Here is a 22,534-nt window from a genome sequence, read left to right as displayed (position 1 = left end):
AGGAGTACACGATGAAAGAGCCCGTCACTGAACTATGCACACACTCGCTTACCGGCATGAACTACCGTGACAAGGACCTTGTCAATGATCTGATCGGAGAGGCTACCTTCACTGAGGTCATGTTCCTGCAGATCATGGGCAGAAAAGCCCGCCCGGTCGACATCAAAGTTGTAGATGCAGTCCTGGTTACCCTTATGGAACACGGGCTGACGCCTAGCGCCATCGCAAGCAGACTGATCTACATGAGTGCACCGGAAAATCTGCAGGGCGCGGTGGCCTCGGGACTGCTGGCTGTCGGCAGCCAGTTTGTAGGAACCATGGAAAACTGCTCGATATTGCTGGACGAGATTATTGCCTCGCCCGATCAGCAAGAAGCAGCGCTGGCCATTGCCACAAGATATAAAGACCGGAAAAAATTCCTGCCGGGATTCGGTCATCATTTGCACAAGCCGGATGATCCTCGTTCATTGAAGCTGCTTGACCTTGCCGATAGCGAAGCGGCGCTGGAGCGTCACTATATCGACGCGCTCAAGCAGTTGAGCCGCGCTGTGGACCAGGTATACGCCAGGCACATTACGATCAACGCGACCGGGGCGGTTGCCGCCCTGCTCGGCGCCATTGGCGTACCATCACGACTGATGCGCGGTTTTGCGGTCATTTCGCGAGCCGCGGGTCTGGTTTCCCATATCGCCGAAGAGCAAAACACTCCGTCGGGCCGTTTTATCTGGGACACCATTGATCAGGCCATTCCATATTCAAAAAGGGACACAGGCAATGGATGATACAGACAAAGTGGTACTGGTCGCCGGCGCCGGCAGCAGTGCACCAGGCTGGAGTATCGGCAAGGCAACGTCGGTACTCATTGCCCAGTCCGGCGCAAAAGTCATTGCCCTGGATTGTCATGCCGAAGCCGCCCGGGCAACCGCCCAGGAAATCGAACGCATAGGGGGGACCTGTTTACCCTTGCAAGGCGATATTACCCGCCCCGACGAAATGGACCGTGTGTTGAAGATCGCCACGGAACGGTTTGGCCCCATTTCGACCTTGATCGCCAATGCAGGCATCGGAAAAACCGGCGGTATCCATGAAACGTCCGTCGCAGACCTCCAACGCATCCACCAGACCAATGTTGAAAGCCTGTTGCTGCTTTCAAAGCGCTTGATACCGGGCATGATTGAGCGCGGCGCAGGCTGCATTGTGTCTGTTGCCTCAGTAGCGGGCATCCGTTATGTGGGATATCCTCACCTGGCCTATAGCGTTACCAAAGCGGCATTGATACAAATGACAAAGCAGATTGCCCATGAATATGCTGATCGAAATATCAGAGCCAATACCGTTATTCCGGGACTGATTGACACTCCCAGAATCCAAAAAAATGTGGGCGCTGTTTTTTCCTCATCCGGTGATATGGAGGAAGTTCGAACAAAAAGAGACGCGCAGGTTCCAATGAAAAGAATGGGCACCGCCTGGGAAGTTGCCCATTGCATCGCATTCCTGACCTCCGATCAGGCTTCGTACGTCACCGGCACGGAACTGATTGTGGATGGCGGGCTCACCGGAAAATATTAGCGCCTGCCCGGCAGATGATTCACAATCGAATCAACCCCACGCTTCTCAACTGACGGCACAAGCAAGGCCTGTCGCCATCCACCTGGCTAATATGACTGTCTTTCATTGTCCTGCCGGCGCTTCAGATGCGCCCTGACGGCATTTTGCAGAAATTCCGTGATCGCAGCCCAGCTGTGTTCATCGGACTGTGCATTTGCAGATGGTGTCCCGCCCCCGGTGTTGATTTTGCCCGAGACCGGATGTGCATACACCAGTTGTGTCGTGGGCACGTAAGGGAATACGATGCTGTGGCCGCCGTCCTTGGTGTCCACCCATTGCACAACATGCTCGAATCCCACTTCATTCAATTGGTCATAAATCATTTTGCTGTACAGGCTGGATGGCCAGGCCCCATCATCGGTGGCCGACAGCAAAATAATCGGTCCTTGTATCTTTTCGACCTGAATGCGGGCGCGGGCGACCGCATCGCTATCCTGCAAGGCGGTCATGATAGCGCGTTCGTGACGATGCGGCGAGGGGCCTTCGTCGAATGGCGCCCAGGTGGCCGTCTTGTTGTCCTGCCATACATGGGTTAGCGGCTTGCCGTTAAGCAGCCAGGCCGGGCCATTGCGACCCACCTGCGGATCAGCGGCGTTTTGCCCGCTGTGCACCACAGCCCCCGGCACATAGGCCACCACTGCACTGACGTCCTGCGGAAACAGGCTTGCCAGAAGCAGGACCAACTCTCCGCCACGCGACTGGCCGCTCAATGCAACGAATCCGCCCAGCGGCCGCTGGGTCCTGCGCAGCCAGTCCATGCCTTTTCTGAAATATTCCAGCGGCGTGTTCGAAATATAGTCCGACAGACCTGGCGCCTTGAAGTAGCCCAATGCAAATGCAATATAACCACGCGACGCATACAGCGCACCACGAGGCTCATTGATACCGCCTCCCGATCCGTTCAGGATCATCACAGCCGGATGCGGTCCGGGTGTGGAGGGTAAAAATAATGTGCCTACCAGTCCATCTTCGCGTACCTCGATGCGTTCAACACCCTCATCCATCAGGCGCTGGGTCAGTGTTGCGCGCAGTGTGTTACTGGCGGTGGTCACGGTCAGCTCGGTTACCAGCGGTTGCGCCACCGTGTCGGCAAATACTTCGCGGCGATTCTGCTCTGCCGGCACTTGTGACCATAGCAGCCCCATTTGGGACACGCCTTGGTAACTCCCGGCCAGCGGTGCCTGGGTGCTGACGTCCACAACGCCTTGTGCATCAGCCTCAAATTCGGCCTGGCTGTGCCACGTCACGCCACCGGCGCGCTCGGTCTGACTCACAATCGTAATACGTTCACCGGCCGACAGACCATCGACACGGATAACACGTGGCTCATCGATCAGCGCATCGGCAGGTGTTACCGATAAAATTTCATTTAGCATAGATCTTCCATTCATTCGCTGTACCTCACCATCATGCTTGCCCAATGACAGACGTGATATCTGCACATTGGACAGCAGCCCTGATGGCGCGGCGCTGGCATTCGTCTGCTGTCAGCTTATTCCTTGGTTACCATGGCCGGCACGGTACGATCCGAACTCAAGGGTTTGACAACCAGTCCCTTGCGTGTCGCCCAGATGTTTTTGTAATGGAACATGGGAATCACACCTACTTCGTCCGATACCACCTGGGCCGCATCCTGCATGATTTTTTCACGCTTGTCATCATCGAACTCTTCAGTTGCCTGCTTCAGGTAGTCGTCCATTTTCTGGCTGCTATAGTGGCCCCAATTGGAGGCACCCAGGCCTTTGTCGGAGTTGACGGTGGCAAGGATATTAACCATGGCATAGCTGCCCTCACCCGTTCCATTCCCCCAGGCAATCACCGACATGGCATATTCGTTTTTCCTGGCGGCACTTGAGTAAACGGCCCACGGTACTACGGACACCTGGGTCTTCACACCAATGCGGCTCCAGAACTGGGCCACGGCCTGCACTGTTTCGGGCGCCATGGGATAGCGGTCAGTGGGCACATGGATGGTCAAATTAAAACCGTCAGGGTAACCGGCCTCTTTCAGCAAATCCTTGGCTTTCTGCGCGTCAAAGGCAATCGGCTTGATATTCGGGTTGTAGCCAATCGAATCCTTGGGCATCCACTGATCTGCCACAGTCACACTGCCCTGCAGAATGCGATCGGCGATGGCATCGCGATTGATCGCGAGCGACAATGCCTGCCGCACTTTCAGATCAAGCAGGGGATTCTTATCCAGGGGTTTGCCGTTATTGTCGGTAATGAATTTATTGGGCTTCGGATTAAAGCTGGGTTGCAGCAGAAATACGCGCAGTCCGTTATAGGCATAGACGTTGACTTTGTCGTTGTTTTCCAGCTTTTTCAGATCAGCGACCGAGACCTTATCGATGACATCCACATCGCCCGACAGCAGCGCCGTAGACCGCGTCGCGGCGTTGGCTACATAGCGATACGATACTTTGTCCCACAAGGGTTTTTCACCCCAGTATGAGGGATTGGCCTCTACCTGAAAGCCCGCGCCGGGCGTGTAGGAAACCAGCTTATACGGCCCTGTGCCAATTAGCGCTTTACCGGAATTGAAGTCATCGCTTGTCGCATTTTCCGTGCTTTTTTTCTGTACCAAATGCACAGAGGCCAGGTTCAGCGGCAAGCCGGGATTGGGAATCGTGGTTTCAAATACCAGCGTGCCCGGTTCTTTTTCGGTCACGCTCTTGATTGTACGCACATAGCCGGTAAACGGCGCGACCGAACCTGGTACCTTACGGATACGCTCGATCGAATAAATCACATCCTCCGCCGTGAACGGGGTGCCGTCGCTCCATTTAACATCGGGACGCAATTTGAACTCCCAAGTTGTGGGGCCGGTATTTTTCCATTCGGTGGCCAGGCCTGGCAAAAGTTTATTGTGGTAGTTATTGACCAGCATATCAAAGAAAAACAGGCCGGCCGAGCGATCGCCCGCGAAGTTGTTCAGTTGTGGATCCAGCGAAGACAAATTGTCGGCAAAAGCAATGGTCAGTTCTTCGGCATGGGTCATATTGCCTGCGGCCAGCAGGCTTGCTGCGATGGCAGCCAGTACGCGCTTTTTCATTTGTATTCCTCTAAAAGGTTACTGCTACTTTATCAATATAATCAACACGATCGGAATCGGGCAACGAATCCCTAACATTCTGTCAGGTTTGGTCATTCAGGTGACAGGCGCTCAAATGTCCGCCGGATACCGCTTTCAGTAGCGGCACTTCGACACGACAGCGAGGCATGGCATGCGGACAGCGCGGGTGAAAATGACAGCCTGCCGGCGGATTAAGCGGGCTGGGTATTTCACCCTTGATAATCGAAAATACTTTCTTGCGATCCCGCATTTTGGGGATCTCGGCCAGCAAAGCCTGGGTATAGGGGTGATTGGGCCTGCTGAAAATCTCTGCTACCGGCGCCTGTTCTACGATGCGGCCCAGATACATAATGACGACGCGATCAGATAAATGCTCCACGACACCCAGGTCATGGCTGATAAACAGATAGGTCAGCCCCAGTTCTGCGCGCAATCGCATGAACAGATTCAGAATTTGCGCCTGAATGGAGACGTCCAGCGCCGCAACGGCTTCGTCACAGACCAGCATATCGGGCGCCACAGCCAATGCCCGCGCGATACCAATGCGCTGGCGCTGCCCGCCGCTGAATTGATGCGGAAAACGGTTGCGCAGGCTGGCCGACAAACCGGCGCGCTCCAGTTGTTCGGATACATACTGCTCCAGGCCCGCCGCCGATACCATGTTATGCAGTCGAGGAGACTCTCCCACAATGTCGCGCACGCGCATGCGCGGGTTCAGGCTGGCATAGGGGTCCTGGAAAATCATCTGGATTTTCAGGCGGGCAGCCTCGGCCTCGTGCCTGGGCAGTGTTTTCAAATCCTGCCCGTTGACCAGTACATGACCGGCTGTTGGCTCCATAATGCCGGCCACCATCCGACCCAGCGTCGACTTGCCGCAACCGGATTCGCCGACCAGGCCGACCACTTCGCCTTTGGCAATATCCAGACTCACATCGTCTACGGCGCGCGTTGCCGCCGAGGGGCGCGTCAGCCTGAGCTTTTGCAGCCAGGGGTCCAGTATTCCATCACTGGTATGTCCAAAGGTCTTGGATACATGGCTGACCCGCATCAGCGGGGTTTCTATAGCATTTGTCATAGGGCCTCTTCCGTTTCGGGAACAGCGCCCGGATGATAACAACGTACCCGATGCCCGGCAGCCAGTTCGTCCAGCGCAGGCATCGTGTCACAGACCGCGGTACGTCGCGGGCAACGCGAGGCAAACGCACAGCCCGCGGGCAATGACAGCAGATTAGGCGTCATGCCTGCGATCTGCCGCAGCGGCTGCCCTCTTACATTATTGGCCGGCAGGCTCTGGATCAGGCCCTGGGTGTACGGGTGCTGCGGATTGTCCAGCACCTGATCGACCGTACCAGCCTCCACAATTTTACCGGCATACATGACATGCAGATCATCGGCCAGTCCGGCAACCACTGACAGATCGTGGGTAATCCAGATCAGCGCCGTACCGTACCGGGCCGACAGCTTCTGTATCTCCGACAAGATCTGTGACTGAATCGTGACATCCAGCGCCGTCGTGGGCTCGTCCGCGATGATCAGATCAGGTCGTAGCAACAGCGCTATGGCAATAGCCACACGCTGACGCATGCCGCCCGAAAGCTGATGCGGGTAGGCCGACAGGCGAGCTTCTGGGCTGGGAATACCCATGAGCCCCAGCATATCGCGCGATTGTTCCCAGGCCTGTTTGCGACTGATTTTTTCGTGTGCGCGAAAGGTTTCAATCATTTGCGTATCCACCCGCAACACCGGATTCAGTGTCATCATCGGATCCTGGAAAATCATCGAGATCCGGTTGCCACGCAGGTGTCGCAATTGTCGTTGCGGCTGCGTAAGCAAATCCTGGCCCTTGAACAAAATCTGCCCGCCGACGATACGGCCCGGTTCATCCACCAGTCCCATAACGGAAAAGCCGGTGACCGACTTGCCTGAACCGGATTCGCCGACCAGCCCCAGAATACGGCCCGACTCCAGTTGCAGCGATACACCGTCTACAGCGGGCACCTGTCCTGCACGGGTCATAAAATGGGTGCGCAGATCGCGAACGTCCAGCAAAGGCGTTGTACTCATCGCTGCCTCCGTGGATTAAATATTTCCCGCAGACGGTCGCCCACCAGGTTCAGCGCCACAATGGTGACCAGCAGTGCGACCCCCGGAAACAGGCTGATCCAGTACTGTCCCGACAGCATATATTGATAGCCATTGGCAATCAGCAAACCCAGCGAAGGCTCGGTCACGGGCACGCCCAGCCCCAGGAAACTCATAGTCGCCTCCAGCGTGATCGCACGCGCAACCTGCAAGGTGCCAATCACAATCAAGGGCGGCAGGCAATTGGGCAGAATGTGCCGCAGCATGATCCGCCATTGCGGAATATTCAGGCTTTTGGCCGCCTCAACATATTCTTTCTGCCGCTCTGCCAGCGCCTGCCCCCTGGCGGTGCGGGCGTAATAGGCCCACTCCAGTATCACAAGCGTCAATATCACATTCCCAATACCCTTGCCCAGATACGCCAGAATCATCATCGCAATCAGAATCGCTGGAAACGATAACATCAAATCCACCGTGCGCATGATAAAGCTGTCTATGCGGCCTCCGGCATAAGCCGATAGCACACCCAGTATTGTTCCGACCACACTTGCAATAAGCGCAGAACCCACGCCGACGGTCAGGCTGATACGCAGGCCGTACAAAATGGCAGACAGCAGGTCCCGTCCCTGTCCATCTGTCCCCAGCCAGTAGTTATAGGTGCCGGCACCGTTGGCGCTCCCTGGCTCAAGTCGCGAATCCAGAATATCCAGTTGCATCAGGTCATAAGGGTTCTGCGGTGTCAGCCAGTGGGCGAACACCGAACCGAAAGCCAGCAGCAACAGCAGCACAAAGCCGATGACGGCGCGCTTGGAAGAGAAAAAATCGGACAGCCTTTCTCGAAAAAGGGAAGGCTTAGGAGCGGCAATCACCGCTTGCACGGCGGACTCGGTCACAGGCTGGCTCATCGCGCGCCCTCCAGCCGAACGCGCGGATCAAGCAGGCGATAGGCAATATCCACCAGCAAATTGATGGTGACGAAAACACAGACAATAATGACCAGATAGGCCAGGATAACCGGTCTGTCCAGGCCATTGATACTATCCAGGATCAGTTTGCCTGCGCCAGGCCAGGAGAAAATGCTCTCGGTCACCACAGCCCCGGCAATGGTGGAGCCAAACTCCAGCCCCAGGACAGTAATCAAAGGGATCATGATATTGCGCAGCACATGCACGCCGATTACCCGCAGATTACTCAGACCCTTGGCACGGGCAAAACGGATATAGTCCAGCGGCAGCACTTCCTGCACGCCGGCATAAGTAAGCCTGATCACAAGTGAAACCTTGAACAGCGCCAGATTGATGGCCGGCAACAACATATGCCGCAGACCATCGAGCGTCAGAAACGACCATTGATAGCCAAACAGCGTCACGGTTTGCCCTCGTCCCGAAGAAGGCAACCATCCCAGACTGACGCTGAATGCCATGATCAGCACCAGTCCGACCCAGAACGTTGGCAAGGAAAAACCCAGGATACTGCCGGTCATGATTGTGCGGGACACAATACTTTCTGAATACAGTCCGGCTATGAGCCCCAGCGGCACACCGACCACAATCGCAATCACCAGGGCAGCCAACGCCAGCTCCATGGTCGCTGGCAGACGATGCAACACCAGTTGCAGGGCCGGCTGGTTGTAAACAAAACTATTGCCCAGGTCACCCTGCACCGCACTGCCCAGGAAATGAAAATATTGCAACCATAACGGCTTATCCAGTCCCATCTGCGCGATGATGCGGGCGCGGTCTCGCTGATCCGCATCGGGCCCGATCAGGATATCAATCGGGTTGCCGACCGCGTGCAGGCCGATAAAGACAATCACTGTCATCAACAGGATAATGAGCAGCGCCTGCAGGACGCGCTTAATCAGCCACAGCGTCATTGCGCCTCCACGGGCAAGGGCGGGTTCGCGGCCGTCCACTCATCGCCATCGAGCTCCGGCTCAGCATAGGCTTCCAGTTGCGCATAATAAGCGGCGACATCTTCCTGGTAAAGCGAACCGGCAATGGCGCGGGCAATGGCCGATGCGCCGTCTGAAATAGCCGGGATATCGCCAGAGACCGTGCCATGCGAGGCGACGGCAGGGTAGCTGAAACAATGAATATGCGCCAATCCAGGCGCATCCACACCCGCGCGGGGCTGGAATTCGAAACCCGGCCCCAAGTCGGGACAGGCAGCTAGTTCGGCATCTTCCTGCCCTGGCTGCGGAGCATAACGCTGCCCCCAGGTTCGCACCAGCGGCGCCAGCTCGGCATACTCCGGACGCAGGTGCCAGTCGATGTTAAAGCCGGTGGCAAAAATGAGAAAGTCCAAAACAAAGGTGCCCTTGGGCGTGGTCAGATAGATCACATCCTCGCGCACGTCGATGTCCACTACCGGACAGCCGACATTGAAGCGGGCATTGTGATGGGAAGCCACGCGCAAGGTACTGCCTTTGGGCGGTGGCACCTGCTGCACATTGATGTAATGGCGAATACGCCACTTCCAGTCATCCGATAAGCCTGCGTAGCCGTGCACCAGGCCGGGACTGCCAGAGCCCTTGCCTTTATTGATACGAGGAATCTCATTACGCCGAATGATCATATCCACACTATGGGCACCAGCTTCCAGCGCAGTAGCAGCACTGTCCATGGCCGACGCGCCTGCGCCGATCACCCCGACGCGCTTGCCGGCAAGCGTGTTGTAGTCAAAGAAATCCGAAGAATGCGCACGCAGATGAGCCGGCACCTTATCGGCAAATGCAGGATAAGCCGGCCCGCCCAGGCCATCGCGGCCGGTCGCCAGAATCAGGCGCCGGGCAGCCACCACTTTTTGGCCCTCTGGGGCCTGCAGCGTCAGTTCCAGATAATTGTCAGGATGCAGATGGACATGACGAACGTGATGTTCATTGCGCACATCCACATTCATGACTTTGCGATACCAGCGCAAATAATCCATCCATTGCAAGCGTGGTATTTTATCCAGCGCCTCCCATTCCTGGCGTCCGTACTGTGCTTCGAACCAGGCCCGAAACGTGAGCGACGGCAGCCCCAGGGCGGGCCCCGTCAGTTGTTTGGGCGAGCGCAGGGTTTCCATGCGCGCCGTTGTTGCCCACGGCCCTTCAAAGCCAGCGGGGGCGCGATCAAAATTACAGGCGTGCACTCCCAGATTGCGCAACGCCACCGCTGCCGTCAGACCCGCCATTCCGCCACCGATAATGGCGACATTCAATAAACGCTCACCATTAACCTGACGCGGCTGGACCCAGTCCTTGCCGGGCAGATCAAGCCGGGAAATATCTTCCCGCAAACGTGCTTCAAGGCCGGCCAGCCCGTCTTTTTCCGGTGGGTGATAACTCATTCTATAGCTCGAAAAGTACAAGGGTTTACCCTTGATGGTTTTGTTTGATTATTACGCAATGATATAAAGAAACGCGTAACCAGTCATTTTAAAGAATATGGCCAGTTTAATATAGATTATTTAGTAATTAATATATATCAATAGTAATAATGATGCCGGTGGAAGAATGGCAACGGCATTACGAGTGTAATCCAGATATCCTGGTGAAAAATGTCTACCCAATCAAGCGAGATTCGGTGAAACAACGAACGACACTGCTTTGCATCTGTGTATCAGTTCGCAGTTATGCCAAGGGTAAACCGCTGATAGCCATAACGGCTGGCGGAACAATTACCTTCGTTTTTTGCGAATGAAAAGCCTACTGTCGTGCCAGTCGCGCTTTTTTTTGTATGTTAGGTGTTTGTTCTGATTTTTCAAAAAACTAAAGCATATGAATATAGCCCCGCTTGGTTCGTAAGCCTATGTTCAGTAGGAACGATACCGGCTTCCGGAGTTCTTGCCTGGCTAGTTCTAGACCAGTCGCTGCTACCCACTCAGTGGCTTTGGATTTTCGTAATGATGTTGTGTCTTTCTCTCGCCGTTTATCGAGCACATGATAGATGAAAAAAATATTATGAAAATTCACTCTGTTTTTTTCAATTCAGCATATTTATTAACTCGAAAATGGTCTCTTGCTGATTCGACAACACGATCGACCATAAGTCCGTTGCATTCACGCAGTACCACGGTCGCATTGACGCTCATGACGTCGCCACGCTTGCCCATACTTTCACCGCCATTAAAGAGCAGCAAAATAAGGGAAACTGGATTGTATTAATACTTTCCTACGAGCTGGGATATGTGCTGGAGCCCTGTAGTTTGTCTGAACACGCTTTGCAAGGTACAGAGCAAGACAAACGCATTCCGCTGCTTACTGCATTTGGTTTCAATCAACGCAGAAACATTCCTCAACTTGCGCCCGCTGCAGTGGGACAGCCACTAATTTCATCTGTGAAGCCAGGAATTTCCTGGAAAGACTATGAACGGGATATCAGAAAAATAAAACGCTGGCTAATGAACGGAGATGTCTACCAGATCAATCACACCTTCCCGCTTCTGGTTAGAAGCGAGCAATCACCACTGTCTATTTATCGCAACACGCTGCACAGGCGGCCCACCCGATATGCTGCTTATATCAACATGGCAGAAACGCATGTCCTCTCGTTCTCGCCTGAACTTTTTCTACACCGAAGCGGCCCATGGTTGTGCTCCCGTCCTATGAAAGGCACTGCTCCCCGACACACAAATCCCGTCATGGACGAGCTTTCCCGCCGTGGGCTGGCCGCCAGTCTCAAAAATCGTGCCGAAAATTGCATGATTGTGGATCTGCTTCGTAACGATCTGGGGCGCATCGCAACGCCCGGTAGCGTTACCGTGGAGAAGCTGTTTGAAATTGAGCGATACGAATCCATCTGGACCATGACATCAACGATCCGTGCGCATGTCGGCGATATCTCGCTGGCGAACATCCTGACTGCGCTGTTTCCCTGCGGCTCTGTCACTGGTGCGCCAAAAATCGCCGCTATGAGCCGCATCAGTGAGTTGCAACCTCAACCGCGGGGGCTGTACTGCGGCAGTATTGGCTGGCTGGCCCCCAATGGTGATATGCAGCTCAATGCCGCCATCCGCACCCTCACCATAACAGGTGAGGAAGGAGTCTACGGCGTAGGTAGAGGCATTGTCATGGACTCGGACCTTTCGGAAGAATGGCAGGAATGCCAGTGGAAGGCCCGGGTGATAACAACGGACACCCAGTCATGGCTATGACTGAGGCAATTGGCAACCCCACCGTCTCAATTATTCTTCCACGTACCAGGTATCTTCAGAAAGCATGACCTGCTGATGGCCATAGCCAGCAGGCATCATGGGGAAGCAATTCTCCTGCGGCTGGACTTCCACATTCAGGAAATACGGCCCGTCATAATCGAAGCAATCACGGATGGCATCTTCCAGCTGTAGCGGATCAGATACCGTGGCCGCGCCCCAACCGAAGGCCGTTGCCAGCGCGACAAAATCGGGAATGGACGCGTTATAGCTGTGGCTATAGCGCCCTTCGTGAATCAGTTCCTGCCACTGGCGAACCATGCCCATGTGCCGGTTGTTGCACAGAATCACCTTGACCGGCGTTTCATGCTGAATTGCCGTGGACAGCTCCTGGATATTCATCAGCACAGATGCGTCTCCACTAATACACACCACCAGGGAATCGGGGTTGCCCACCTGCGCGCCGATCGCAGCCGGCACGCCATACCCCATGGTGCCGGCACCTCCCGAAGTCAGCCACCGATTGGGTTCGCGAAATTTCAGATACTGTGCGGCCCACATCTGGTGCTGGCCGACATCGGTACTCACAATAGTGTCCCGGCCTTCAATCAAATCATTGACCGTTGCCAGCAAATGCTGCGGCAAGATCACCTCGTCGGACGGCGTAAATCCCAGACAATTGGTGCTGCGCCATTTTTCAATGCGAGTCCACCAATCGTCGATCAGGCCAGGCTCGCGCTCCAGCGACTTGATCTCGTTGAACAACGATTTGAGCACCGGATAGCAGTCTCCCACCAGCGCGACGTCGGCACGCACGACTTTATCAATGGATGCCGGATCAATGTCCAGATGAATTTTGACTGCATGTGGACAGAAGTCTGACAGGCGCCCGGTAATACGATCGTCAAAACGTGCGCCGATACAAACAATCAGGTCTGCATGATGCATGGCCAGATTGGCCTCCAGCGTCCCGTGCATGCCGAGCATGCCCACGAACTGTTTGTCGTTGGCCGGAAAAGCGCCCAGCCCCATCAGCGTCAGTGTGCAGGGCGCGCCGGTATAGCTGACCAGATTGGAGAAAACCTCGCAGGCGTCGGGACCGGAATTGATCAGCCCGCCGCCGCCATAGAACACCGGGCGCTTGGCATTGGCGATCAGTGACGCCGCGCGCTTGATGGCGGCCTGCATCACAGAAGACGTCATTTGTCCCGCCGTATTAACAGCGGGTTCAACGGCTTCACTTTCCTGCTCCTGCGGCGCCGGCGCCATCTGGATATCTTTGGGAAAGTCAACAAGCACCGGTCCGGGACGGCCTGCGGCTGTCATGTTATAGGCCTTGGCCGTCATGGCCGCCACGTCTTCGACACGCTTGATCTGCGCATTCCATTTGGTCACGGGCCGGGATATACCTACCGCATCGCACTCCTGGAACGCATCGGTGCCAATCGCGCCGGTCGCGACCTGCCCGCTGATACACAGCACGGGGATCGAGTCGCACAAGGCGTCGAGCAGCCCCGAGGTGGTATTGGCCATACCGGGGCCGGACGTCACGAGCACAACGCCGGGCCTGCCGGTAGAGCGCGCATAACCTTCGGCCGCATGCATGGCTGCCTGCTCGTGGCGCACCAGCACATGGTGGATGCGCGGCTCGGAATACAACGCGTCGTACAGCGGCAGTACCGCCCCACCGGGATAGCCGAAAATGGTATCTACGCCATTGGCAATCAGGGTTTCAAGCATCAACCGGGCGCCATTGACGGCGGGCGTATCATTCTGGGGTGTGTTCATTATTCAATCCAACTGACAGACGTTTTTTTCCTGGAAGCTTAAATAATATCCTTTTTGTAATCCACTGACAGAAATCCCGCGATTACACGGTAAACTTACCCCTTCGCCATGTGGCCGCAGGCGGCCAGCTGTCTTTCAAGAAAGGTGCTTTTGATGAGTGTGCATACCACAGCAAAACGTATTACAGTCCCGCAACTGCGGGCCTACAAAAACCAGAAAAAAATCGTCTCGCTCACGTCCTATACCGCTCCCTTTGCCCGTGTACTGGATGAGTTTCTGGATATGATCCTGATTGGAGATTCGACCGCCATGGTCGGCTACAACATGGAGAATACGCTGGCCATCACGCTGGAACAGATGGCTGCCCACGCGCGGGCGGTGGTGCGCTCTACACAGAATGTCTGCGTGGTGGTCGATATGCCCTTCGGCAGTTACCAGGAATCGCCCGAGCAGGCCTTTCGCAACGCCGCGTTCCTGCTTAAGGAATCCGGCGCCGATGCCGTCAAATACGAAGGCGGCGTGCCGCTAGCGGCAACAACGCGCTTTCTGGTGGATCGCGGCATTCCGGTGCTGGCCCACATCGGACTGATGCCGCAGTACTTGAACACCATGGGTGGCTTCAAGGCCCAGGGCATGTCAGACGAAGCGGCCGAGGCGATCTATCAGGATGCACTGGCGCAGGAACAGGCCGGCGCCTTCGCAGTTGTGATTGAAGGCACCGCAGAACCCCTGGCGCGGCGCATAACGCAAACGCTAAGCATACCCACGATTGGCATAGGTGCTTCGCCCGAATGCGATGGTCAGATTCTGGTGGCAGAAGACATTTTCAATCTGACGCCCAACCGCATTCCCAAATTCGCCAGGCAATTTTCCGACGTACAAGCCGCCATCCGCGAGGGCGTCCAGGCTTATGCCAATGAGGTACGCGAAGGCACGTTTCCAACCCTGGATCATTGTTTTGGCGTCAAGAAAAAATGACCGAAAAAAAGAAACACATCGCCAATCCGGCCTGGCATATTGTGCGCAAGTCGACACTGCACGGCAACGGTGTTTTCGCCACCCGCGATATCCCAAAGGAGACGCGCATCATTGAATACACCGGCAAGCGCATCACGCCCAGGCAGGCTGATGAAATGCATCCGGTCAATCCTGAAGATCCGTTTCACACCTTCTTTTTTTCTACCAGTAGCGGCAAAATTATTGACGGTGGTGACGGTGGCAATGATTCGCGCTGGGTTAATCACAGTTGTGAACCCAACTGCGAAACACAGGAAGGCCGTGGCGGCAAGCGGGTCTACATTTATGCCATCCGCGATATCCGGAAAGGCGAAGAACTGTTTTATGATTATGGCCTGATCATGGACGGTAAAATCACCAAAACGCTGCGCGAACAGTACAAATGCCTGTGTGGGGCGAAAACATGCCGCGGCACCATGCTGGCTTTACCCGAGAAAAAGAAAGCGAAGAAAAAAACCGCCAGAAAAGCAGCCAGTAAAGCCACACATTCACCAGTTGGTTGATTCAGGCCCGTTGTCACGGCCCACACGGCATGCATTCCGAAAGCAGTATGCATGCCGGCCTGATCCAAGCCATAGGCGTGACGCCAGCAGAACCGGGGCGTCACGTGCGCACCCTTATTGATGGGCCTGCATCGCCTTCAGGCACGCCCGGACATCGCCGTGCACAATTTTCGCGCTGCATGCAATCATCAAATTGAGACTCATTCCGAAATCTTCCACCGTGTAGCCCTGTGCATCCACAATGCGCCCCTCCCGTGTCTGTACGCCGGCCTGCTCAGTCAATGGCTGCGTCTGGGCCGTATAAACCCATACCGGCTTGTGCTTTGCGACAGCATAACCGACCTCGAAGACAGTGCCGGAATCGGGCTCCAGCCCCCGAAACGGATTCAGATTGGCCATGACCCAATCGGCCTGTTCGATCAGCGCGATATTGGCCTGACAAATCCAGTCTGCCAGCGCCGCCCCGCGTAGCTGCTGCGGCGCGGCGTTATCCAGCGGATACAGCCCTTCAAACCCATGACTGGCGCAGAGGGCCTTGAGCTGCTCACCATAACTGACTGCATCCGGCCGAAAGACGTCAAAGCCGGCAAGGTAAACTTTTTTCATTTACAATCCATCCACAGATTCATTCGGGCAATTTTTCCCGCAAGCCACATCTTACATTCCGCAACATTGCGCCTGCAATCGGGTTATCGGAATAGTACATTCGCTGGGGCATGCAGCAACATTATCGGTATGTTGCACATCACGGACATCATGGGCAAAAAAATCTCCAAAGCGCTGGCTGCTGTTGTACTGCTGGTTATCCTGGGCTACTTCGGTGGCGCATGGTATAGCGGCACACAAGCGGACGAACAGGTCAACCTTCGCACACAGAACATCAATGCACAGCTGCGCAGCAACGGGCTTCCCGTGCAAGTCTCATCGGAGAAAACCGATTCCGGATTGTTTTCTTCAAATTACATGCTGACGCTGCGAATTGACAACGCGGGACAGTCGTATTCGCTGGACTTCAATGTGCATATCGAGCACGGCCCGCTGCCGCTGTCACGATTGCAGCAAGGGCTTCTTGAGCCCGTGCAGGCATACAGTCATGTCGCATTGGTCAACAACGAAAAAACCGCACGCCTGTTCGAGCTGAGCCAGGGGCGGCCGCCTCTTCAATTGCAATTGACGACGCATTTTGACGGGCACACGCAATATCAAGGACACCTGGCTTCGCTGTCGTTCAACAACCAGCGGGACGGCCAGTTGCACTTTGACGGCATGACCTTTGAAGGCAAGATCGATGCGGCAAACCGGCAGGCCGAATTTGCCGGTTCCATGCCATTGATGCAGGTCACCCCGCCACAAAACGACAACGGCACCAGCACCCTGATCTTGCGGGATCTTGCCTTATCTTCTCAATATGACGGTCGCAATACTGAGACACCGTTATGGCAGCAGCAATCAACCTTGGCGGCGTTTTCACTTGCCGGCGAAAATGCCCAGCTGGAAATTGAGCAATTCCAGACCGACGCAAAAGCACAACCCAGCGACAATTTGCTGGCGCTGCAACAAAATACCGTTATGAATCGAGTTCGCATCAATGGGGTCGATCTAGGCAAGCTGCAATATGCAGTGGCGGCCACCCGACTGGACCGGGCCGGTGCAATGCAGTTCATGGCGCAAATCTGGCAGCAGCTTGCGCACACCCCTGGGTCAGGCGAATCGGGCGCACCGCAACAGCAGTGGATGCCTTTGCTGGCCAGCCTGGATTTGATGCTATCGAATCAACCCGAGCTGGCGCTAGGACCGATCATATGGACGCTACCTGAAGGCGCTGCCAAGGCCAGCGTCAACCTGTCAATCAATAATCCGGTTCCGCTACTTTCGCAATTTGGCAATGATCCATATGCCTTGCTGCTCAATACCTTGCGTTCCGTCAGGATCGAAGTGGATGCGGACAAGGCCATGCCACAAGGCGTAGCCGACAGGTTAGCGCAGCTCAGATCTCCGCCTGCAGCAGCACCAGAGACAGCTGCCCGGAGCACGTCGGCAGAAAACCTGGATGCGATCATTGACGTTCTGGTCAGCAACCAATTACTGTTCAGCAAGCAGGAACACATTGGCCTGTCGGTCAGCCTGGATGGCGATCCCTCACTTGTCTCGGCCGGCGATATCAATATGAATGGCGAACAGTTTGATCCGGTGGAATTTGTCAGCGCCATACAGACACGCGCGGCCGCCGCCGAACAACAAATCCGGCAATTGACGCCGCAGCAGCCGGTATCGCCCGAAGACCCTAGCCAGGACGATAAAGGCCCGGACAGCGACAGCCAATAGCCGACCGCTTCCGCAACAATACTAATGAGCGGCATATGCCGTCCTGCGACGCATCTTCAGGATGCGCAGCAGGATCGCAGTCTGGCGGGAATGCGAGAAAATCAATCACAATCGCACCTGCCTGAGCCTTGGCGCGTTGCTCGCAAAAATTGCAGTTGAATTATTTCATTTTGAATTATCCGAATTTGCAGTATGCTTTGCCAGGCGGTTTCTTTCATGAGGTGTTTGTTCAATTACACTTGCTAGGAAATTCATTGCTATGTCTGCTTCGTTCGAACTCAAAAAATCCGTGGATGGCCAATTTCATTTTTCCCTGCATGCCGCAGATGGCTCGTCCGTCCTGAAAAGCGAAACCTACACGACCCTGGCTTCAGCCAGAAATGGAGTTGAATCGGTCCGAAAGAATGCAGGTATGGACAGCCGTTACGTTTTCGAAAAATCCGCGAGCGGCAAAATCTATTTCAACCTGAAAGCGGGCAACGGTCAGATCATTGGTAGCAGCCCGTTATTTGCAGACCCAAACGCCGCCAAGCAGGCCGCACGCACTGTCAGGCACCACGCTGCAACGGCCACGTTGCGCGAACCTGCCCCCTGACCCACCGTAACGCTGATTGCGCTTGGCTGCCTGGCTGGCTCGCATTGCCTGCAAGACTTAAGCTTGCCTCCAGGCGGCCAGATCTTCCCATAATTGCGGATTATCCCAGCTGCTGACCGACAGGCGCAGATACGTACTGACTCGTTGATCGGGATAAAACAGCGAGCCGGGCGTTGCAGGAATATTGCGTTGATTCAATTGACGAGCCAGCGGCTCTGCATCACGAGTCATGTCAAGCCAGAGGAATAAGCCTGCCGCAGGCGGCTGGGCCAGCGCGTAGTCCATCGCACTCAGGCGCGCCAGCATATGGGTGCGTGCCGAATTGATGCGTTGCCGCAGCCGTTCTATATGTGAGCGGTAATGTCCGCCATTGATGATCTCGTAAATAACGCGCTCGTTCAGGCTGGAAGTAGACAGGCCAGAAAGCAGCTTGAGCATGGCTATTTCACTCAGAATATTCGCCGGCCCGGCAATATAGCCTACCCGCATCGCGGCGCCCAACGTCTTGGAGTAATTGCCCAGCAGGAACGTACGCTCGCATTGACCCAGCGTACTGATGCGCAGTGGTGGACCGGCGCCAAGCTCGCTGTAGGTGTCGTCTTCGACAATCCACATGTCATATTGCTGGGCCAGTCGCAGTACGTCGTGCGCCGCGCTTGCGCTCAGGGTAAAGCCGGTAGGATTATGCACCGTGCTATTGCAAATGAAGAGAACCGGCTTATGCTTGCGGCAGTGCGTCTCCAGTTGCGCCATATCGGGGCCCTGAGGGGTGCGCGCGACAGTCAGAATATTGACGCCCACCATGCGCAAATAGGCAAAAGCGACAAACCAGCATGGCTCTTCGACCACGACATAATCGCCGGGTCGCACCAGTTGGCGAATCAGCAGGTCCACCGAGTGCGTCACGCCCGTGGTCAGCAATACCTCGCCAGCCGGCTGCACATGCAAATCCTGCGCCGCCAGCTGAGCCACGATAGTCTGGCGCAAAGGCGCAAAGCCAAAGGGTTCGCCGTACATAAGCGCCGACGGCTGCATCTTGCGGGCCACCTTTCGAATGGACCGGGCCACGATCTCACTGTCGATCCACTCTGGCTTGAGGCCAAGGTTGTTCTGCTGGGAAAACAGGCGATTCAGTATCCAGGGCACATCAATCCTGTCCTCGGGCAATGGCGGTACGATCTGTCCACTTTTGATGCCGCGTGCAGGCTCTTTTTTATGCTGAACGAAATAGCCCGAACGGGCGTTGGCAGTCACATGATTGGTGGCAACCAGGCGGTCATACGCCTCAACAATCGTATAGCGACTGACATTGAGTTCCTGCGCGAGTAATCTGACAGAGGGCAGGCGACTGCCCTGCCTGAATACATTCTGTTCAATGCAAACGATAAAGCGATCCACGATCTGATCCACCAGCGTCTGCGAACCGGATCTGACCGGCTGCCAGTGAGCCAGCAGCGGCGTTTTCTGGGCAGCCGGGTCGCCCGACGTCTGCTGTGCCGACAGCAATGGGTCATTGTCCAGCGGAGAGCAGACGGGGGAAATGGGCTGGCTTGTCATTAATCTGTTCTGGTAAAAGAAACGGTACAGGACGGAAAAAACAGTACCTGACTGTATCGGTACTGTACTGGTATCTTGTCATATAGTGTCATTTCATGCAAGACCACGCTATCGAAACACTTATGACATACACCATGCTTGTGGCACTGGCCATTTTTATCGCTGTCTCTTCGGTAACCCCGGGGCCCAACAACCTCATGTTGCTGTCTTCGTCGGTCAATTTCGGCGTACGACGCACGATCCCTCATTGCCTGGGTATCAGTGCGGGCATGGGTGTGATGATCGTGCTGATGTCTTTTGGCTTGCACTGGGTGACGCTGTACGCTGGCTGGCTGATTGATTTTCTCAAAATCGCATCACTGGCTTATTTGTTGTGGCTGGCCTGGAAAATCGCCTCGATCCCGCCGACCCCGCTTGCCGTCTCGAACGAAGCGTCACCCTTTGGATTCTGGAACGCCGTGCTTTTCCAGTGGATCAATCCAAAGGCGCTGATCATGGTGATCAGCATGTTCAGCATTTATGTACCGGACAATATCGGGCAGCTGACCCTGTTGCAGATTTCCGTGTTGGCAATCATCATCAACCTGCTTTGCATCAGTGTATGGATGTTTGGTGGAACGCTCATGCGAAAACTGGTTACCACACCGGTGGCCCAACGCGGCTTTAACATTGTCATGGCGCTGCTATTGATCGCATCTGTCATACCCATGGTAATGGCAGATCTGAGGATGTAAACCAGCGATATCGCCGATATTGTTTTTATGCAATAGCACGACGATTGTCTTCGTACCGCGATGTGGTTGCCGCGCGAAGCTCGAGCAATGCCAGCGCAACGGCAATCACAGCGAAGTCAGGGCAGCAGGGTCTCGGGCGACAGCAGTACACAATTGAAATTTTTTCGCTTTATTTCCTGCAACAGCTCAGGCAGGATTTGCGGCGTTACCGCCGGATAGTCATGTAAAAGCACAATCGCGCCCGGTGCCAGTTGTCTTGTAATTCGCGACAACAAGCGCGCCGGCTGAGGCGTCACGGTATCGAAAGAGCGCAGCGACCAGCCCACGCAGGGAAGACGGCTGGTCCGGACCGCCTGGCCTATCCCGGGATTGACCACGCCAAATGGTGGACGATACATCTGCGGTACCACACCAGTAATATCGGTAATCGTTTCAGTGCAGCGCTGTATATCGGCAAGAATTGCAGCTGGCCGCCGGAAAGGCAGTGTGCTCTTATGACTGTAGCTGTGGTTACCGATGGCGTGCCCCTCCTGCACAATTTGCCGCAACAGGGCGGGACGCGCCGCGGCATGGGCCCCCACAATGAAAAAAGTGGCCTTCACATCGTGCGCTTTGAGTATGGCCAGGACTTGCGCGGTCCCTTCGGTCGGACTGTCATCGAAGGTTAGCGCGATATCTGCGACCCGCCCCTGGACGCCGCCCGCATCACCATTCGCACGAACATGCCTGAAAGTATCCACATACAGGTTGGTAGCCATGTTCATACTGGCCACACCAAGGGCCACCACGTACAGAACGATCAACAGGATCGCTCCAGGCGGCCACAGCAAATACAGCAGCACGGCAAGCGCGATGACAAGAAAATGAACAGCCGGCGTATGGCGGCGAAACCATGTAATCACAGTAATATTTATCTGCACTGGCAAGCGGGATCATAACGATAGCCAGTGCCCCTGCAGCCGTCAAGCAATATCGTTCAATATACGGCCATCCTGTCTTCTGACAGCTTCCATATTGTTTGTAATCGATCAGCCGCTGTGCGCGATCGATTCATAATCGCGCACAGAAAGTGCACCCGTTTCAGGTAAAAATGCACATCACATTCCCAAGTCATCCCCATTGCACCGTGCACCTGCAGGGCGTTTCTCACAACAACGTTGGCAGCCTGCTGTACCGTGTACTCCGCAAGCGCCACCATCAGTGATATGTCTCTCGCATCCGTTTTCGAGGGGTCGACCATGTCCATATCAGACGCCACCTCCAACACCACCAAACGGGCGTTATCCAGGCTCATCCAATCCTGGGCGAGCCGGTGCTTGATGGCCTGGAAACTGCCGATAGGACGGCCAAATTGCTGTCGCTCCTGTGCGTAAGCGCTTGCCAGCTCCAGTGCGCGCGCAGCCACGCCCAGTAGTTGCGCCGCCAGCAGAACACGTGAGCGCAGCTCAAAGCGTGTCCACGCCATGCCGTCACAGGCAAGATTGTCCTGCGTTTTCCACGCAGGCGCCTGCAGCCAGCCGCCAGGTATTAGTGGATCAATCCCCGGCGCACCGGGTATGCCGTCGGCCACCCGGGCCAGCAGTGTGTCGTCGGCGTATTGCAGCATGAGTATTTCGTTGTCATCAAAACAGTACGGCACAAACAATCTGTCGCCTGGGGCGCGCATGGCAAATGCGACCAGGCGCCCGTCACGCATGGCGCGCTCAAGCCATTGATATGTGCACGATTGCGTATCCAGCTCGGACAGGAAAGCCGCGGTCGTCATCCATTGATCCAAGGGCAGGGGCAGCAGCGCACGCCCGGCCAGTTCCATCACCCTGGCGGCCTGTGCCATGCCCAATCCGATGCCGCCGTGCGCTTCGGACACCAGCAGCGTCGGCCAACCCAGTTCGCATATTTGCGACCATAACGTGGCATGGATGCGGCTATCACAGCTGCCATCATCCGGGACAGGCGCGTGAGGCAGCATTACCTGCTCCTGCGCCGCCTTTGAAGCGCCTCGTGCGCACGGCTTGTTGTTGCGCAGGGCGCCACGTAATGTCGCCACCGAGGCTTGTTCAGCAAGAAACCGACGGATCGGGTCCAGCAGAAAATCATCGTCATTGTGAAGCAT

At 55.5% G+C, this 22,534-nt stretch carries 20 protein-coding genes; 8 read left to right on the top strand and 12 right to left on the bottom strand.

From position 1 onward, the window contains the following. Positions 1 to 11 precede the first annotated feature (11 nt). Together CAP48_RS03600 and CAP48_RS03595 are read left to right on the top strand one after the other, a co-directional pair. A complete protein-coding gene (locus CAP48_RS03600; protein ID WP_100694614.1) occupies positions 12 to 782 on the top strand; it encodes a citryl-CoA lyase in 771 nt (256 codons plus the stop codon). Further along, complete coding sequence (locus CAP48_RS03595; protein WP_100694613.1) at positions 775 to 1,569, top strand: SDR family NAD(P)-dependent oxidoreductase; 795 nt, start codon at positions 775 to 777, stop codon at positions 1,567 to 1,569. Before CAP48_RS03600 ends, CAP48_RS03595 begins: the two co-directional genes overlap by 8 nt. Positions 1,570 to 1,655: 86 nt before the next feature. Here the strand turns inward: CAP48_RS03595 and CAP48_RS03590 are convergent, their stop codons facing one another. From CAP48_RS03590 to CAP48_RS03560, 7 genes are all read right to left on the bottom strand, one after another. Continuing rightward, entirely contained in the window at positions 1,656 to 2,984 is a 1,329-nt protein-coding gene (locus tag CAP48_RS03590) for an acyl-CoA thioester hydrolase/BAAT C-terminal domain-containing protein (protein WP_100694612.1), read from the bottom strand. 116 nt (positions 2,985 to 3,100) lie between these two features. Beyond that, positions 3,101 to 4,663, bottom strand: coding sequence for an ABC transporter substrate-binding protein (locus CAP48_RS03585; RefSeq protein WP_100694611.1), 1,563 nt, complete (start codon positions 4,661 to 4,663; stop codon positions 3,101 to 3,103). Between the two features lie 82 nt (positions 4,664 to 4,745). Beyond that, positions 4,746 to 5,747: an ABC transporter ATP-binding protein gene (locus CAP48_RS03580; RefSeq protein ID WP_369806321.1), complete on the bottom strand. Its 1,002-nt coding sequence runs from the start codon at positions 5,745 to 5,747 to the stop codon at positions 4,746 to 4,748. Positions 5,748 to 5,755: 8 nt separating this feature from the next. Next, on the bottom strand, positions 5,756 to 6,748 hold the full coding sequence (locus tag CAP48_RS03575; RefSeq protein WP_100694609.1) for an ABC transporter ATP-binding protein: 993 nt from the start codon (positions 6,746 to 6,748) through the stop codon (positions 5,756 to 5,758). Beyond that, positions 6,745 to 7,671: an ABC transporter permease gene (locus CAP48_RS03570; RefSeq protein ID WP_192871272.1), complete on the bottom strand. Its 927-nt coding sequence runs from the start codon at positions 7,669 to 7,671 to the stop codon at positions 6,745 to 6,747. Before CAP48_RS03570 ends, CAP48_RS03575 begins: the two co-directional genes overlap by 4 nt. Further along, positions 7,668 to 8,642, bottom strand: coding sequence for an ABC transporter permease (locus CAP48_RS03565; RefSeq protein WP_100694608.1), 975 nt, complete (start codon positions 8,640 to 8,642; stop codon positions 7,668 to 7,670). Before CAP48_RS03565 ends, CAP48_RS03570 begins: the two co-directional genes overlap by 4 nt. Next, the gene (locus CAP48_RS03560; protein WP_100694607.1) at positions 8,639 to 10,099 is read right to left on the bottom strand and encodes an NAD(P)-binding domain-containing protein; all 1,461 of its coding nucleotides are present in this window, start codon (positions 10,097 to 10,099) and stop codon (positions 8,639 to 8,641) included. Before CAP48_RS03560 ends, CAP48_RS03565 begins: the two co-directional genes overlap by 4 nt. 690 nt (positions 10,100 to 10,789) lie before the next feature. On the opposite strand from CAP48_RS03560, the gene pabB reads away from it, so the two are divergent. Then, entirely contained in the window at positions 10,790 to 11,905 is a 1,116-nt protein-coding gene (gene pabB, locus CAP48_RS03555; RefSeq protein ID WP_100694606.1) for an aminodeoxychorismate synthase component I, read from the top strand. A 30-nt stretch (positions 11,906 to 11,935) separates the two neighbouring features. On the opposite strand, the gene ilvB is transcribed toward pabB, so the two are convergent. Beyond that, the gene (ilvB, locus tag CAP48_RS03550; protein WP_100694605.1) at positions 11,936 to 13,690 is read right to left on the bottom strand and encodes a biosynthetic-type acetolactate synthase large subunit; all 1,755 of its coding nucleotides are present in this window, start codon (positions 13,688 to 13,690) and stop codon (positions 11,936 to 11,938) included. A gap of 153 nt (positions 13,691 to 13,843) precedes the next feature. Between ilvB and panB the strand changes: the two genes are divergently transcribed. Both panB and CAP48_RS03540 read left to right on the top strand, forming a co-directional pair. Next, positions 13,844 to 14,668, top strand: coding sequence for a 3-methyl-2-oxobutanoate hydroxymethyltransferase (gene panB, locus CAP48_RS03545; RefSeq protein WP_100694604.1), 825 nt, complete (start codon positions 13,844 to 13,846; stop codon positions 14,666 to 14,668). Continuing rightward, a complete protein-coding gene (locus tag CAP48_RS03540; protein ID WP_100694603.1) occupies positions 14,665 to 15,210 on the top strand; it encodes an SET domain-containing protein in 546 nt (181 codons plus the stop codon). Before panB ends, CAP48_RS03540 begins: the two co-directional genes overlap by 4 nt. A 114-nt stretch (positions 15,211 to 15,324) precedes the next feature. On the opposite strand, the gene CAP48_RS03535 is transcribed toward CAP48_RS03540, so the two are convergent. Continuing rightward, positions 15,325 to 15,816 (bottom strand): nucleoside 2-deoxyribosyltransferase, encoded by a 492-nt coding sequence (locus CAP48_RS03535; protein ID WP_100694602.1) that lies wholly within the window; start codon positions 15,814 to 15,816, stop codon positions 15,325 to 15,327. A gap of 129 nt (positions 15,817 to 15,945) precedes the next feature. On the opposite strand from CAP48_RS03535, the gene CAP48_RS03530 reads away from it, so the two are divergent. Both CAP48_RS03530 and CAP48_RS03525 read left to right on the top strand, forming a co-directional pair. Beyond that, a complete protein-coding gene (locus CAP48_RS03530) occupies positions 15,946 to 17,535 on the top strand; it encodes a YdgA family protein (protein WP_161495191.1) in 1,590 nt (529 codons plus the stop codon). A gap of 259 nt (positions 17,536 to 17,794) precedes the next feature. Beyond that, positions 17,795 to 18,130: a YegP family protein gene (locus CAP48_RS03525; protein ID WP_100694600.1), complete on the top strand. Its 336-nt coding sequence runs from the start codon at positions 17,795 to 17,797 to the stop codon at positions 18,128 to 18,130. A 57-nt stretch (positions 18,131 to 18,187) separates the two neighbouring features. Here the strand turns inward: CAP48_RS03525 and CAP48_RS03520 are convergent, their stop codons facing one another. Then, positions 18,188 to 19,687, bottom strand: coding sequence for a PLP-dependent aminotransferase family protein (locus CAP48_RS03520; protein ID WP_100694599.1), 1,500 nt, complete (start codon positions 19,685 to 19,687; stop codon positions 18,188 to 18,190). Positions 19,688 to 19,809: 122 nt separating this feature from the next. Here CAP48_RS03520 and CAP48_RS03515 point away from each other — a divergent pair, with 122 nt between their 5' ends. Then, the gene (locus CAP48_RS03515; protein ID WP_161495190.1) at positions 19,810 to 20,421 is read left to right on the top strand and encodes a LysE family translocator; all 612 of its coding nucleotides are present in this window, start codon (positions 19,810 to 19,812) and stop codon (positions 20,419 to 20,421) included. 116 nt (positions 20,422 to 20,537) lie between these two features. Here the strand turns inward: CAP48_RS03515 and CAP48_RS03510 are convergent, their stop codons facing one another. Further along, the gene (locus tag CAP48_RS03510; protein ID WP_153045648.1) at positions 20,538 to 21,323 is read right to left on the bottom strand and encodes a polysaccharide deacetylase family protein; all 786 of its coding nucleotides are present in this window, start codon (positions 21,321 to 21,323) and stop codon (positions 20,538 to 20,540) included. Between the two features lie 74 nt (positions 21,324 to 21,397). Continuing rightward, positions 21,398 to 22,534, bottom strand: a complete 1,137-nt coding sequence (locus CAP48_RS03505; RefSeq protein WP_100694596.1) for an acyl-CoA dehydrogenase family protein — start codon at positions 22,532 to 22,534, stop codon at positions 21,398 to 21,400.

Source organism: Advenella sp. S44 (assembly GCF_002810445.1).
Lineage (GTDB): Bacteria > Pseudomonadota > Gammaproteobacteria > Burkholderiales > Burkholderiaceae_B > Advenella.
The sequence above is the reverse complement of the archived record's forward strand: the minus strand, read 5'-3'. Positions and strand labels throughout refer to the sequence as shown.

What these genes read in the sequence shown, in the direction of transcription:
- CAP48_RS03600 (WP_100694614.1), top strand. Translation starts at nt 12, where the DNA reads ATGAAAGAGCCCGTCACTGAACTATGCACACACTCGCTTACCGGCATG.
- CAP48_RS03595 (WP_100694613.1), top strand. Translation starts at nt 775, where the DNA reads ATGGATGATACAGACAAAGTGGTACTGGTCGCCGGCGCCGGCAGCAGT.
- CAP48_RS03590 (WP_100694612.1), bottom strand. Translation starts at nt 2,984, where the DNA reads ATGCTAAATGAAATTTTATCGGTAACACCTGCCGATGCGCTGATCGAT.
- CAP48_RS03585 (WP_100694611.1), bottom strand. Translation starts at nt 4,663, where the DNA reads ATGAAAAAGCGCGTACTGGCTGCCATCGCAGCAAGCCTGCTGGCCGCA.
- CAP48_RS03575 (WP_100694609.1), bottom strand. Translation starts at nt 6,748, where the DNA reads ATGAGTACAACGCCTTTGCTGGACGTTCGCGATCTGCGCACCCATTTT.
- CAP48_RS03570 (WP_192871272.1), bottom strand. Translation starts at nt 7,671, where the DNA reads ATGAGCCAGCCTGTGACCGAGTCCGCCGTGCAAGCGGTGATTGCCGCT.
- CAP48_RS03565 (WP_100694608.1), bottom strand. Translation starts at nt 8,642, where the DNA reads ATGACGCTGTGGCTGATTAAGCGCGTCCTGCAGGCGCTGCTCATTATC.
- CAP48_RS03560 (WP_100694607.1), bottom strand. Translation starts at nt 10,099, where the DNA reads ATGAGTTATCACCCACCGGAAAAAGACGGGCTGGCCGGCCTTGAAGCA.
- ilvB (WP_100694605.1), bottom strand. Translation starts at nt 13,690, where the DNA reads ATGAACACACCCCAGAATGATACGCCCGCCGTCAATGGCGCCCGGTTG.
- panB (WP_100694604.1), top strand. Translation starts at nt 13,844, where the DNA reads ATGAGTGTGCATACCACAGCAAAACGTATTACAGTCCCGCAACTGCGG.
- CAP48_RS03540 (WP_100694603.1), top strand. Translation starts at nt 14,665, where the DNA reads ATGACCGAAAAAAAGAAACACATCGCCAATCCGGCCTGGCATATTGTG.
- CAP48_RS03535 (WP_100694602.1), bottom strand. Translation starts at nt 15,816, where the DNA reads ATGAAAAAAGTTTACCTTGCCGGCTTTGACGTCTTTCGGCCGGATGCA.
- CAP48_RS03530 (WP_161495191.1), top strand. Translation starts at nt 15,946, where the DNA reads ATGTTGCACATCACGGACATCATGGGCAAAAAAATCTCCAAAGCGCTG.
- CAP48_RS03525 (WP_100694600.1), top strand. Translation starts at nt 17,795, where the DNA reads ATGTCTGCTTCGTTCGAACTCAAAAAATCCGTGGATGGCCAATTTCAT.
- CAP48_RS03520 (WP_100694599.1), bottom strand. Translation starts at nt 19,687, where the DNA reads ATGACAAGCCAGCCCATTTCCCCCGTCTGCTCTCCGCTGGACAATGAC.
- CAP48_RS03515 (WP_161495190.1), top strand. Translation starts at nt 19,810, where the DNA reads ATGACATACACCATGCTTGTGGCACTGGCCATTTTTATCGCTGTCTCT.
- CAP48_RS03505 (WP_100694596.1), bottom strand. Translation starts at nt 22,534, where the DNA reads ATGCTTCACAATGACGATGATTTTCTGCTGGACCCGATCCGTCGGTTT.